Origin of the sequence: Micromonospora cabrerizensis (assembly GCF_022230955.1) — a bacterium.
Classification (GTDB): Bacteria; Actinomycetota; Actinomycetes; order Mycobacteriales; family Micromonosporaceae; genus Micromonospora; species Micromonospora cabrerizensis.
The window spans coordinates 72,183-85,540 of the sequence record NZ_JAKKFI010000101.1 but is presented as its reverse complement, the minus strand read 5'-3'; the positions used below and the strand labels follow the sequence as shown (position 1 = coordinate 85,540).

At 71.9% G+C, this 13,358-nt stretch carries 12 protein-coding genes; 9 read left to right on the top strand and 3 right to left on the bottom strand.

The annotated features are described in order from the left end of the window. Positions 1-53: 53 nt before the first annotated feature. Positions 54-1,322, bottom strand: a complete 1,269-nt coding sequence (locus LADH09A_RS27180; protein ID WP_372492359.1) for a glycosyltransferase — start codon at positions 1,320-1,322, stop codon at positions 54-56. Positions 1,323-1,508: 186 nt separating this feature from the next. Here LADH09A_RS27180 and LADH09A_RS27175 point away from each other — a divergent pair, with 186 nt between their 5' ends. From LADH09A_RS27175 to LADH09A_RS27135, 9 genes are all read left to right on the top strand, one after another. Further along, on the top strand, positions 1,509-2,369 hold the full coding sequence (locus LADH09A_RS27175) for an Fpg/Nei family DNA glycosylase (protein ID WP_238648465.1): 861 nt from the start codon (positions 1,509-1,511) through the stop codon (positions 2,367-2,369). A gap of 265 nt (positions 2,370-2,634) precedes the next feature. Continuing rightward, positions 2,635-4,206 carry a sugar transferase gene (locus LADH09A_RS27170; RefSeq protein ID WP_238648474.1) on the top strand — a complete coding sequence of 524 codons (1,572 nt, stop codon included), beginning with the start codon at positions 2,635-2,637 and terminating at the stop codon, positions 4,204-4,206. A gap of 39 nt (positions 4,207-4,245) precedes the next feature. Continuing rightward, positions 4,246-5,472, top strand: a complete 1,227-nt coding sequence (locus LADH09A_RS27165; RefSeq protein WP_238648463.1) for a sensor histidine kinase — start codon at positions 4,246-4,248, stop codon at positions 5,470-5,472. 23 nt (positions 5,473-5,495) lie between these two features. Further along, on the top strand, positions 5,496-6,257 hold the full coding sequence (locus LADH09A_RS27160) for a LytR/AlgR family response regulator transcription factor (RefSeq protein ID WP_088950711.1): 762 nt from the start codon (positions 5,496-5,498) through the stop codon (positions 6,255-6,257). A 64-nt stretch (positions 6,258-6,321) separates the two neighbouring features. Beyond that, the gene (locus LADH09A_RS27155) at positions 6,322-6,984 is read left to right on the top strand and encodes a DUF5701 family protein (RefSeq protein WP_238648461.1); all 663 of its coding nucleotides are present in this window, start codon (positions 6,322-6,324) and stop codon (positions 6,982-6,984) included. Between the two features lie 248 nt (positions 6,985-7,232). Beyond that, the gene (locus LADH09A_RS27150) at positions 7,233-7,646 is read left to right on the top strand and encodes a DUF485 domain-containing protein (protein ID WP_238648459.1); all 414 of its coding nucleotides are present in this window, start codon (positions 7,233-7,235) and stop codon (positions 7,644-7,646) included. A 1-nt stretch (position 7,647) separates the two neighbouring features. Continuing rightward, entirely contained in the window at positions 7,648-9,288 is a 1,641-nt protein-coding gene (locus LADH09A_RS27145; RefSeq protein WP_238648458.1) for a sodium/solute symporter, read from the top strand. A 96-nt stretch (positions 9,289-9,384) separates the two neighbouring features. Further along, positions 9,385-10,149, top strand: a complete 765-nt coding sequence (locus LADH09A_RS27140) for an ABC transporter ATP-binding protein (RefSeq protein ID WP_088950716.1) — start codon at positions 9,385-9,387, stop codon at positions 10,147-10,149. Next, positions 10,134-11,828 carry an ABC transporter permease gene (locus LADH09A_RS27135; protein WP_238648456.1) on the top strand — a complete coding sequence of 565 codons (1,695 nt, stop codon included), beginning with the start codon at positions 10,134-10,136 and terminating at the stop codon, positions 11,826-11,828. The genes LADH09A_RS27140 and LADH09A_RS27135 overlap by 16 nt, the downstream gene beginning before the upstream one ends. 37 nt (positions 11,829-11,865) lie before the next feature. Here LADH09A_RS27135 and LADH09A_RS27130 read toward each other — a convergent pair whose 3' ends face one another. Both LADH09A_RS27130 and LADH09A_RS27125 read right to left on the bottom strand, forming a co-directional pair. Continuing rightward, positions 11,866-12,441: a TetR/AcrR family transcriptional regulator gene (locus LADH09A_RS27130; protein WP_238648454.1), complete on the bottom strand. Its 576-nt coding sequence runs from the start codon at positions 12,439-12,441 to the stop codon at positions 11,866-11,868. Further along, positions 12,434-13,270, bottom strand: coding sequence for an alpha/beta fold hydrolase (locus LADH09A_RS27125; protein WP_238648452.1), 837 nt, complete (start codon positions 13,268-13,270; stop codon positions 12,434-12,436). Before LADH09A_RS27125 ends, LADH09A_RS27130 begins: the two co-directional genes overlap by 8 nt. Positions 13,271-13,358: the final 88 nt, after the last annotated feature.

The following is a 13,358-nucleotide window of genomic DNA, read 5'->3' as shown; positions in this document are numbered from 1 at the left end:
GGGGCGGGCGCGGGGCGGGGCGGGCGTCGGCGCGGGAGCGCCAGGTGTGTGGTTCAGACGTGGTCGGGGGTGCGGGCTACGCCCGCGTAGATGTCGATGAGCTGCTTGGTGACCACGTCGGGGTGGAAGGTGCGCTCGTAACGGGCGCGGGCGGTCGGCGCCAGCCCGGGGGCGCCGGCCCGGGCGACCGGCAGGGCGGCGGCGAGCGCGGCGGGCTCCGGAGCGACGACCCAGCCGGCGTCGCCCAGACCGATCCCGGCCGGCATCGGCGACCCGCCACCTCCGGCGACGGCGGAGGCGACCTGCGCCGGGCCGGTGCCGGCGGGTTCGTGCGGGGCGTCGGCTCCGACCAGGTACGGGATGCCGCCCAACGCCGTGCCGAGTACCGGCCGGCCGCTGGCCAACGCCTCGATGATCACGGTCGGCAGGACGTCGTGCCACATGGAGGCGGCGATGACCACGGCGCTCGCCTCGACCGCGGCCCGCACCCCGGCACGGTCGAGTTGACCGAGGTAGACGACGTCGTCCCGTTCGGCGGCGGCTGCCTCCACGAGCGGGCGCAGCTCGCCGTCGCCCGCGATGCGGAGCGTGCCCAGCGAACCGACCGGGTGCCGGCGCCAGGCGTCCAGCAGCAGGTCGACGCCCTTTTCGGGGGAGAGCCGGGCCATGTAGAGGAACCCGTCACCGAGCGGCGTCGGCCGGCCCGGGTCGGGCACCGAGTTCGGCTTCACCACGATGCGTTCGTCCGGTATGCCGTAGTCGCGGAGGTGATCGGCGATCGCCGAGGTGAGCGCGACGTACCGGTCGACGGAACGCCAGGTGCCCCGGTGCACGGCCAGGGTGGTGGCCATCAACGCGCTCTGGGCCGCCGAGTCGCGGTAGCAGCGGTGCTTGATCGCCGGCACACCCAGCGCGCGGCCCTTGCAGTCCTGGCAGATCACGCCGTCGCGGAAGTAGATCCCCGAGGAGCAGACCTGCCGGTAGTTGTGCACCGTCTGCACCACCGGCACGCCGTGGCGGTGCGCGGTCCGCACCACCCACGGCGACAGCAGGGGGTACGGGTTGTGCAGGTGCAGAACGTCCGGTCGGTGCTCGGTGAGCAGCCGGCTCAGGTCGTGCTGGGCGCGCGGCGCCCAGATCGGCGAGATCGGCAGGAGCGCCTTCGCCACCTTCGACATCGACGGGATCTCGTCCGAGCTGCGGAGAAACGGCAACACCTCGACGCCGGCGGCGGTGAGCTGAGCGATCTCCGAGTCGACGATCGTGTTCTCGCCGGAGGGCTGTGCTTCCCGGTACCGGTTGTGCGCCACCACGATTTTCACGGAGCCTTGCCTTTCGTTCGCGGCCGTGCCGGCTGCTGCCCCCGCCTGCGCGAAGGCTCGCAAGATCACGCCCGAAGGGCTCGCAAGATCACGCCTGAGGGGCTCGCAAGCTCACTCCTCGCGCTCGCGACAGGGACTCGCGAGCTGATTCCGCACGCTCACCGGAAAGAAGGCTACCGTTGTGTCGTGCCCGAGCTACCGGAGGTTGAGGCGCTCGCGGGTTACCTGCGACAGCGCGCGGTGGGGCGGCGTGTCGACCGGCTGGAGATCGCCGCGATCAGCGCCCTGAAAACGTACGAACCGGCACCGACCGCGGTTGCCGGTCGAGCGGTGGTCGATGCCAGCCGGCACGGCAAGTTCCTCGACGTCCTCTTCGAGGGCGACCTGCACCTGGTGGTGCACCTGGCCCGGGCTGGCTGGTTGCACTACCGGGAGGCGTTCCCGTCGGTCACCCCGCTGCGTCCCGGCAAGGGCCCGATCGCGGTGCGCGTACGTCTGGACGACGGTTCCGGGTTCGACCTGACCGAGGCCGGCACCCAGAAGAAGCTGGCCGCGTACCTGGTCACCGACCTGGCGGCGGTGCCCGGGGTGGCCAAGTTGGGCCCGGACGCGCTCGCTGCGGACCTGCCCACCTTCGCCGAGCGGCTGCGGAGCCGGCGGGGGCAGGTCAAGGGGGTGCTGACTGATCAGTCGGTGCTGTCCGGGGTGGGTAACGCGTACTCCGACGAGATCCTGCACGCCGCGAAGCTGTCACCGTTCGCGATCACCGACCGGCTCACCGACGACCAGCTCGCCACCCTGCATGCGGCCACCCGGCAGGTCCTCGGCGACGCGGTCGAGCGGTCCCTCGAGAAGCGGGCGGCGGAGCTGAAGGGCGAGAAGCGGTCCGGGTTGAAGGTGCACGCCCGCACCGGGCTGCCCTGCCCGGTGTGCGGAGACACCGTCCGTGAGGTGTCGTTCGCCGATTCGAGCCTTCAGTACTGCGCGACGTGCCAGACCGGCGGCAAGCCGCTCGCTGACCGACGGTTGTCCCGTCTCGTACGGTGAGTAGCCCCACTCCGCGACTACGGAGCGGAATCGCCCTTACTGAGTGGAAGCTCCGGTCCCGCCATTCTCGCCACACGCGCATCCATCGGTATAGTGGCCCGGTCCCCGGCTTCTGAAATGGTGCGGAGCCGGCCAGATCCCGCCGGCACCATCGGTCGCCAATCTCCTTCGGGGCGGCGACCGGTCGGAGCCCGCGTGGGAGACTGGGACGGTGGGCGACCCGGGCCCTCACTGCGAGTGAGCGGCCCGTGTCATGCGGGAGGACATGGGTGAGGTGACGGCAAGCCTCCAGCGCCCGGTAACCAACGAAGGCCGGAGCAGACTCGTGCGGCACGTCGACAGCTTCGAGATCCAGCCGCCGACGCCGCCGTCACACAACGGCGTCCCTCGGTCGGCGTGGACGAGGGCGCGACGTCGTGTCTCCCGTTGGCACCGCCCCTACATCGCGATCCTGCTGCTGCTCGATTTCGGCGCGGCGGCGTTCGCCAGCTGGATCGCGATCCAGCTCTTCGACCAGGCCGCCTCCGGTTTCTCCGGCACCAAGCAGGACCCGACCTGGTTCCACACGGTCTCCTACCTGCTGCTCCCGCTCGGCTGGGTGGTCATTCTCTGGAGCAACCGGGCGTACGACCGGCGCTACCTGGGGCTGGGCCCGGACGAGTTCAAGCGGGTGATCCGGGCCGGGGTGACGGTCGCCGCGAGTGTGTCGTTCCTCGCCTTTGCCACCAAGACCGAGTTGTCCCGTTGGACGGTCGGCACGGCTCTGCTCGGGGCACTACTGTTGATCTTGTGGGGCCGGTTCGTGGCCCGTTGGGCGCTGCACTACATCCGGCGGCGGGCCGGTCAGGCCGCGCACCGGATGGTGCTGGTGGGCACCCTGCCGGAGTGCCTGGAGGTCTACGCGGCGGTCACCCGCAACCCGAACGCCGGGCTGGTGCCCGTCGCCATCCACATCACCGACGGTTATGCGGCAGCCCGGGGAATGCCGACCCCGGTCCCGATCTACGCCGGTCGCGACGTTCTCGCCCTGGTCCGGGAGGTCGGTGGCGACACGATCGCCGTCTGTGGTTCGGCCAGCGCCGAGCCGGGCGAGCTGCGCCGGCTGGCCTGGCAGTTGGAGGGCTCCGGCGTCGACCTGGTGGTCGCACCGCAGTTGACCGACATCGCCGGCCCCCGGGTGCACATCCGGCCGATCGAGGGTCTGCCGCTGCTGCACGTCGAGGAACCGACCCTCTCCGGGCCCGCGCTGCTGGCCAAGAACCTGATGGACCGGGTCGCCGCCGGCCTCGGCCTGCTGCTGCTGATCCCGCTCTTCGCGGCCGTTGCCGTGGCGATCAGGATCTCCGACCGTGGGCCGGTCTTCTTCCGCCAACCGCGGGTGGGCCACGAGGGGCGCACGTTCCGGGTGTGGAAGTTCCGGACCATGTACGTCGACGCCGAGGATCGGCTGGCCAGCCTGGTCGACCGGAACGAGACCGACGGCATGCTGTTCAAGATGAAGCAGGATCCCCGGGTCTTCCCGGTCGGCCGCTTCCTGCGGGCCTCCTCGCTGGACGAGCTGCCGCAGCTGATCAACGTGCTCTGGGGTGAGATGTCGCTGGTCGGGCCCCGCCCGTTGCCGGCCGACGACGGCGACTTCCTGGGCGACGTGCGCCGCCGCCTGCTGGTGCGCCCCGGCATGACGGGGCTGTGGCAGGTCTCCGGCCGCTCCGACCTGTCCTGGGACGAGTCGGTCCGGCTGGACCTCTACTACGTCGACAACTGGTCGCTGGCGTACGACCTCAGCATCCTGTGGCGCACCGTCGGGGTGGTGCTCGCCCGCAAGGGCGCGTACTAGGGGCTTGGCGCGCCGGCCCGCAGGGGCAAGGATCGCTGCGTGGCTGCCAACCTCTCCGCCGTGGTCGGCGTCGTCTCGCTCGTCACCGCGCTGACCGCGGCCCTGCTGGCGGTGCTGCGCCTGCGGGCCCGCCGGGGCATCGCCACCGCCACCCAACGGGCCACCTACGAGGTGCTGCACACCGCCGGTCTGGCCGCCGAGCCGCTGCGAACCGGGCTGAGCGAGGCGGGCGCGACGAAGGCCGTACGTCATCTGCGGGCTCTGGTGGGCGCGGTCGGGCTGGCGCTCACCGACGCCGACCGGCTGCTGGCCCTCGACGGGCGCGGCACACACCACGGCAAGCAACTGCTCGCGGCGGCCCAGCGGACGGTGGACAGCGGCCGCTCGACGGTGCTCGGTGAGCAGGAGCTGCACTGCGACCGGGTCGACTGCCCGATCCGAGGTGCGGTGGTCGCGCCGTTGCAGGGGGCGGACGGCCGGGTGGTCGGGGCGTTGGTGGCAATCGCCGACAGCCCACCACCCCCGGGGTTGGTGCAGGCCACCCTGGAGACGGCGCACTGGGCTGGTAACCAGCTCGCCCTGGCCGAGCTGGACTCGTCCCGGGAGCGGCTGGCCCGCGCCGAGATCCGCGCGCTGCGGGCGCAGATCAGCCCGCACTTCATCTACAACGCGTTGACCGCCATCGGGTCGTTCGTGCGCACCGACCCGGAGCGGGCCCGGGAGCTGATCCTGGAGTTCGCGGAGTTCACCCGGTACTCCTTCCGGGCGCACGGGGAGTTCACCACCCTCGCCGAGGAGCTGCGCTCCATCGACCGTTACCTGACCATCGAGAGGGCTCGATTCGGCGACCGGTTGCAGGTGCGGTTGCAGATCGCCCCGGAGGTGCTGCCGGTGACGTTGCCGTTTCTCTGCCTGCAACCGCTGGTGGAGAACGCGGTTCGCCACGGGTTGTCCCGCAAGCCGGGCACGGGCATGGTGAGCATCGAGGCCCGGGACGCGGGCGCCGAATGCCACATCACGGTGGAGGACGACGGAGTGGGAATGGATCCGACCACGCTGACCGCCGGCATCGCCGAGCTGGCCCGCGGCAGTGGCGACCCGGGCGACGACACGGGCCAGCACGTCGGTCTCTCCAACGTCGACGAGCGGCTGCGGTCGGTCTTCGGGGACAGGTTCGGCCTGGTCGTGGAGACCGGGCTGGGTTCGGGCACGAAGGTGAGCATGCGGGTGCCGAAGTTCCACCCCGGCGTACGGGCAGGGTCGTGAGCGAGCGCACCGGGACGGGCGCGGTGAACGCGTCCGGTTTCCTGCGGGTGCTGGCGGTGGACGACGAGCCACCCGCGCTCGACGAGTTGGCGTACCACCTGCGGGCCGATCCCCGGGTGGCCCGGCTGCACACGGCCGGTGATGCGACGGAGGCGCTGCGGCTGCTCCGGGACGGTGACGTGGACGTGGTCTTCCTGGACATCCGGATGCCCGGGCTGGACGGGATGGAGCTGGCCCGGGTGCTGCGCCGGTTCGCCCGGCCACCGGCGATCGTCTTCGTGACCGCGTACGACGACGGCGCGGTGGACGCGTTCGACCTGGGTGCCACCGACTACGTGCGCAAACCGGTCCGGGCCGACCGGCTGGCGGAGTCCCTGCGTCGGGTGATCGGGTCGAGGGTGGTGCCGTCGCATCCGGCGGCGTTGGCCCGCGCCGAGGAGGACCCGACGATTCCCATCGAGTTGGCCGGCACCACGCGGATGCTTCCCCGCTCGGCGGTGCGGTGGGTGGAGGCGCAGGGTGACTACGCCCGCCTGCACACGGCGGAGGGGTCGCACCTGGTGCGGGTCTCGCTGGCCACGCTGGCGGAGCGCTGGGCCGACGCCGGGTTCGTCCGGGTGCACCGCTCGTACCTGGTGCAGCTGAAGTTGATCGCCGAGCTGCGGCTGGTCAACTCCGGCTACGTCGTGGTGATCGACTCCACCGAGCTGCCGGTGAGCCGGCGGCACACCCGGGAGCTGAAGGACAAGCTGGTCAGGGCCGCGAAGCAGGACTGGAGTCGCTGATCCGGGAATGAGACGACCGCTGCCGTACGTTGTACGCTAGTCCGTACGACTTCCGGAGGCTGCCGTGACCGTTTCCCCGTTCGACGCCGACACCGAGTTCGACCGTCAGGTCGACCGACTGGTCCAGCTCGGCTACCCCGCCCTCGCCGAACTGCCCGAGAGCGCCTTCCGCGATCTGGTCGAGCCCCTGCGGGCGAGGGCGATCGAGGGTGCCGCCGGGCTGCCCGCCCCCACCGACGCCCGGGTGGCCTTCCTGCTGGTCATCACCCGGGACCTGATCGGGGTGCGGGAACGACTGGAACTCACCACCCTGGCCGGCAAGAGCAAGCCCGGGGTCCTGGACCGCAACTACGCCGAGGACGACCTGCCGCGCTTCGACCCGATCAAGGAGTTGGAGGTGCCGGCCGGGCCGGCGTACCTGCTCTTCGACGTCGACCGGGGCGAGGAGTTCCGCAACCTGGCCCCGGCCACCGCCATGGAGGGGATCACCGCCCAGGGTCGGTTGCCGCTCACCATCGACGAGGGGCTGGCCTTCGTCACGCTGCACCCGGCCGCGCTGGCCAGCAACCGGTGCTTCTCGCTCGTCGGCTCCCGGTGCGGCGACAAGCGGGTGCCCGCAATCTGGATCAGCCAGGGCGCGCCGAAGCTGGGCTGGTGCTGGTACGGCAACCCGCACACCTGGCTCGGCTCCGCCTCCGCCCGCCCGGAGCGCGTCGGCCCGGAGTGACCGTCCGCTGAGGCCACCGAGTTATCCACAGCCGTGAACCGTTCTCCACAGGTTATTCACAACGCCACCCACCGATCTCCACGGACCATCGCCGAATCCATTGGCGCCCGACCGGAACGTCGACCGGCCGGTTGGAGGTCCACAACCTGTCCGGGCAGCCGGGCCGGGCCGGTACCGGCCCGGCTGCCGGGCCGATCCTGGTGACCGTGGCAGCTTGACAATCCGGCGCGGCGGGTGAGACTGCCGGGGTGGCCAAGCAACTCCCTGACGTGGGGTCGGGCGGTGCGGTACCGCCGCCCCGGCGGGCCCGGATCGTGCTGGCCGAGATCACCCGGCAGGACACCCGTGCCGAACGGACCCGCGCCGAGCTGGCCCAGCAGACCCAGGTCGGTGAGGCGCTGGTGCGCGGCCTGGTCCGGGCCCAACTCGCGCTGGCGCTGCGGCTCTCGCTGGTGGTGGCCATCGGGCTGGGCGGGCTGCCCTGGCTGTTCGCCATCGCACCCTCGCTCGGCCGGACCACCATCGGCGGCGTCAACCTGCCGTGGCTGCTGCTCGGGGTGGCCTCCTTCCCGTTCCTGATCGGGGTGGGCTGGGCGTACGTGCGACTGGCCGAGCGCAACGAGCAGGACTTCACCGACCTGGTGCAGCGGCCGGAGCACTGAGGTGGGCAACGACTTCGTGGTTCCGGCCATCGTGGCGGTCACCCTGGTGACCGTCGGGATCGGCTTCTACGGGCTGCGACTGGCCCGGACCACATCGGACTTCCTGGTCGCGTCCCGGGCGATCAGCCCGACGTGGAACGCCGCCGCGATCGGCGGGGAGTACCTGTCGGCGGCGAGCTTCCTGGGCATCGCCGGGCTGGTTCTCAAGTACGGCGTGGACGTCCTCTGGTACCCGGTCGGGTTCGCCGCCGGATACCTGGCCCTGCTGCTCTTCGTGGCGGCGCCGCTGCGCCGCTCCGGCGCGTTCACCCTGCCCGACTTCTGCGAGCTGCGGCTGGGGTCCCGCCGGCTGCGCATCCTGGCCACCGCCTTCGTGATCTTCATCGGTTGGCTCTACCTGGTGCCGCAGCTCCAGGGCGCCGGGCTGACCCTGGCCACGGTGGCCGGATCCCCGTACCCGGTGGGCGCCCTGCTGGTGGCCGCCGTGGTCACCGCGAACGTGGCGCTGGGCGGTATGCGGGCGATCACCTTCGTGCAGGCGTTCCAGTACTGGCTCAAGCTGACCGCACTCGCCGTACCGGTGATCTTCCTGGCGTTGCAGTGGCAGGCCGACGGCCGCCCGGCGGTGACCCCGCCCGACGGGCCGACGTTCCGGGCCGCGACCACCGTCGTGGTCGAGCACCGCGCGACCCTCACCCTGCCCGACGGCGAGATCCGGGAGGTACGCCCCGGCGACGAGTTGACCTTCGCCGCCGGCGACCCGGTGCCGGACGTGTCCGGGGTGGCGGCCGACGCCAACGACTGGTTGCTGCCCAGCGCCGCGGGTGACGACGACCGGGGGCTCTTCGGGACGTACTCGCTGATCCTCGCCACGTTCCTGGGCACCATGGGCCTGCCGCACGTGCTGGTCCGCTTCTACACCAACCCCGACGGCGCGGCGGCACGCCGGACCACCCTGGTCGTACTGGCCCTGGTCGGTGCCTTCTATCTGCTGCCCACCCTGTACGGGGTGCTCGGCCGGATCTACACCCCGCAGTTGCTGGTCAGCGGGCAGACCGACGCGGTGGTGGTGCTGCTGCCCGGTGCGGCCCTCGGCGACGGGACGGTCGGGCGTCTGCTCGCCGCGCTGGTCTCGGCGGGCGCGTTCGCGGCCTTCCTCTCCACCTCGTCCGGGCTGCTGACCAGCGTCGCCGGGGTGATCTCGACGGATGTGCTCGGCCGAGGCTCGGTACGCGGCTTCCGGTTGGCCACGGTGATCGCCGGAGCGGTGCCGACGGTGCTGGCGCTGCACGTCTCCGGGCTGGACGTGTCGCAGGTGGTCGGGCTGGCCTTCGCGGTCGCCGCGTCGAGCTTCTGCCCGCTGCTGGTGCTCGGCATCTGGTGGCGTGGCCTGACCGACCTGGGCGCGGCCGCCGGCGTACTGGTCGGCGGCGGGGCGGCGATCGGCGCGGTGCTGGTCACCGTGCTGGGCCCGCCGCTGTCCGGTTGGCCGGCCACGCTCACCACGCAGCCGGCGGCCTGGACGGTGCCGCTGGCCTTCACGGTGATGGTCGCGGTGTCCATGGCCACCCGACGCCGCGCCCCGGTCGACGTCGCGGCCACGATGCTCCGCCTGCACACCCCGGAAGCCCTCCGGATGTGACCCGCTCCTGCCGCTGGGCCCGTCCCCCTCGGGGATGATCTCGGGTCCGCCCGTCGCCGGACGACAGAACCGGCGATCGACGGATAACGTCGGCGCATGACTGTTGAGCACCCCGCGCTCGCACTGCGTGGCCTGGCCAAGCGGTTCGACGGCACGATCGCGGTGGCCGGCGTCGACCTGGACGTCCCCGCCGGCTCCTTCTACGGTCTGCTCGGCCCGAACGGCGCCGGCAAGACCACGACCCTGTCGATGGCGGTCGGGCTGTTGCGCCCGGATGCCGGCTCGGCCCGGGTGCTCGGGCAGGACGTCTGGCAGGACCCGGTGGCGGCCAAGCGGCTGCTCGGCGTGATGCCCGACGGGGTGCGGCTGTTCGACCGGCTGACCGGGGCGGAGCTGCTGGCGTACAACGGTTTGTTGCGGGGGATGGACCCGGCGGTGGTCGACCAGCGGGCCGCGGAGCTGCTGGACGTGCTGGCGCTCGGCGACGCCGGTCGGACGCTGGTGGTGGATTACTCGGCGGGCATGAAGAAGAAGATCGGCCTGGCCTGCGCGCTGCTGCACGGCCCTCGGGTGCTGGTGTTGGACGAGCCGTTCGAGGCGGTCGACCCGGTGTCCGCGGCCCTGATCCGGGACATCCTCACCAGGTACGCGGCCGGCGGCGGCACGGTGGTCTTCTCCAGTCACGTGATGGAGGTCGTCGAGCGACTCTGCTCGCACGTGGCGATCCTGGCCAGCGGCACCATCAAGCGGGTCGGGACGATCGGCGAGGTCCGTGGTGACCGCTCGTTGGAGCAGGTCTTCGTCGAGGTGGTCGGCGGGCGCACCGCGACGGGCGAGGAGCTGTCGTGGCTGTCCCGGTGAGCACGGACGCCACGCCCGTCCGTACGGTCTCCGCCCGGCACTTCGTACGGCTGAAGCTGCGGGTGATGGGCAACAACTTCCGGGGCCAGGGCTGGCGGATCGCCCTGTTCATCGGCGGCGCGCTGCTCGGCCTGTGGTTCGCCGTCAGCGGCTTCTTCCTCTTCGCCCTGCCCGGTCTGACGGGCGAGGGCCAGTACGCGGTGCTGGTCGCGGCGGCGGGCGGTGGGTTGCTGGTGCTCGGTTGGCTGCTCCTGCCGCTGGTCTTCTTCGGTGTGGACGAGACACTGGACCCGGCCCGGTTCGCGCTGCTGCCGCTGACCCGCCGCACCCTGGTGACCGGTCTGTTCGCGGCGGCCCTGGTCAGCGTGCCGGTGCTGGCGGTGCTGATCGCGTCGTTCGGGCTGGTGCTCACGGCCTGGTCGTTGGGCGGTTGGTCGGCGGGGCTGGTGGCCGTGGTCGGTGTGATCGCCGGGCTGCTGCTCTGCGTGGCCGCCAGTCGGGCGCTGACGAGCGCCTTCGCGACCATGTTGCGGTCCCGTCGGGTCCGCGATCTGGCGGCCGTGCTGCTGGCGGTGACCGCCGCGCTGCTCGGCCCGTTGCAGGTGTTCGGTCTCGCCGCGCTGCGGGAGGCCGACTGGACCCGGTTGACCGGCGTGGCGACCGTGATCGGCTGGACGCCGTTCGGCGCGCCGTGGACCGCCGGCATCGACGTCGCCCAGGGTCGGGTGTGGGCCGCGCCGGTCAAGTTGCTGATCACGGTGGTGGCGCTCGGTGCCCTGCTGGCCTGGTGGTCGCGGTCGCTGGAGTCGGCGATGGTGGGTGCGGCGAGCGCGGGCAAGGCTCCGGTGCAACGCGGTGTCACCGGTGGCGCTGTCGCCCAACTTTTCCCCCGCATCGCCGGCTGGGCCCGTCGGGACCGGTTCGGTGCCCTGGTCGCCCGTGAGGCCCGCTACTGGTGGCGGGACGCCCGCCGCCGGGCCAACCTGATCACGATCGCGGTGGTCGGCATCTTCGTGCCCGTGATGATCAACCTGGGCGGCGCGGGCTTCGTGGCCGGGGACGGGCCCGATTCGACGACGAGTGCCGCCAACAGCTCACCGGTCCTGGTCACCATCTCCATGCTCTTCGTGGGCGTGGTCGCGGCGGTCACCCTGGCCAACCAGTTCGGCTTCGACGGCAGCGCGTACGCCGTGAACGTGGTGGCCGGGGTGCCGGGACGGGTCGAGCTGGGCGCGCGGATGACGGCCTTCTCGCTGTACGTCCTGCCGATGCTGGCGTTCGTCGCGGTGGTGCTGTCGATCGTGCTCGGCCGGCCGGGCTGGATCGGGCTCACCATCGGCGGCCTGGTGGCCACCTACGGCGCCGGGCTCGCGGTGAACAGCCTCGTCTCGGTGCTCGGGGCGTACTCGCTGCCGGAGACGAGCAACCCGTTCGCGATGAACAGCGGTGCGGGTGTGGCGAAGGGGCTGCTCACCCTGCTGGCGATGCTCGCCTCGGCGGTCGCGGCGGTGCCGATGGTGGTGGCCGCGGCGCTGCTCGGCGACGCCTGGCTCTGGCTGGCCCTGCCGGTGGGCGCGGCGTACGGGCTGGGGGCGGCGCTGCTGGGCGCGTACCTGGCCGGTGACGTCCTGGACCGACGCCAACCGGAGCTGCTGGCCACGGTCACCCCGCGTCGCTGACCGACGTTCAGACTGGACGGATCTCGTCGGCCATGGGTCAGCGGGTGGTGACGAGGCCCCGCAGGCCCTGGTCGAGGAAGTCGATCATCCAGGTGAAGCTGTCGTCGACGGGTGTGTCGATCTGGAACCCGCCGCCCGCTTCCAGGGTCGCGAACCCGTGCAGCGTGCTGCGGAGCATTCGCATCGCGTGGAGCTCCTGGCGGGAGTCCAGCCGGTAGCCGTGCAGCATGGCCGCCCAGGAGGCGAGCACCCGCTCGGCGGCCAGGCCGAACGGGTCGTCGGGCCCGGTCGCGCGTGCGGCGTTGCCTGCCGCGTACCGACCGGGGTGTTCCCGCACGTACCTCCGCATGGCCTGCGCTCCGGCGACCAGGGCGTCGCGGCCGGCGCGGCCCTGGGTCGCGTCCCGGACGGCATCGCCGATCTCGGTCATGGCCAGGGCGGCGATCCGGTGGGCCAGGTCGGCCTGGCTGCTGACGTGCTTGTAGAGCGACGGGGTCTTGATCCCGAGCCGTTCGGCCAGCAGGCCCATGCTGAGGTGGTCGAAGCCGACCTCGTCGACCAGCGCGGCGGCCGCCTCGGTGACCGTCGCCGGAGTGAGGCGGGACTTAGGCATTGGCCAACGTCCGGGCGAGGAAGGGCAGGGCCAGTGCGAGGACCTGGTCCGGCGTCTGGACGTGCGGGTAGTGACCCGCTCCCTCGATGACGGCCAGCTCCCCGAGCCCCGAGGGCAGGTCGGCGATGATGCGCTCGCCCTCGGCACGCGGGTCGGCCCAGTCGGGGTCGGCGCTGCCCTGGATCACCAGGACCGGGCAGGTGACGTTGGGCAGTTGCGCACCGGCGTCGCTCGGGCTCGACTTGGCCATGGCCTGGAGGACCTTCATCCGGCCGGGCTCGCCCATCTTGGCCTCGATGCGCGCCAGCTCGCTGGCCCAGTCGGCCGGCTTGGTCGGCACCGCGATGTCGAGGTACTTCTTCCAGCTCGTCAGACTCCCCCGCAGGAGGACCTGCGCCAGTTGGATGAACCCGGCCCGGAAGCGCCGCACCCGCAGCAACCCACCGAGGTCGACGGACTGTGCGCGGGTGAAGGGGGCCAGCTCGATCACACCGCTGATCAGCTCGGGGGCCGTGGCGGCCGCGATGGTCGCGGCACCACCGCTGATCGACTGGCCGATGATCACGGCCGGGCCGCCGAGGTGGCGTACGACGGCGACGAGGTCACCCGCGATGTCGGTGCGGCTGTAGCCGTCCCAGCCGAGGCTGGAGTCGCCGCAGCCGCGGAGGTCGACGTTGGCGACCCGGTACCCGGCTGCGGCCAGGGCCGGAGCGAGGAAGCGGTAGGAGTGCCGGCTGTCGCCCATGCCGTGTGCCAGGACGACCAGGGGGCCCTGCCCGGTCACGTCGTAGGCGAGGGTGTTGCCGGCCCTGCTCAGGTGTTCGGTCATGACGTCCTCCGGGGGAGTGGCTAATGTGGTTAGCCAAAAGCTAACAGCATTAGCTCGTGGCGTCAAGGAGCCGGTGCTCGTTGATGCC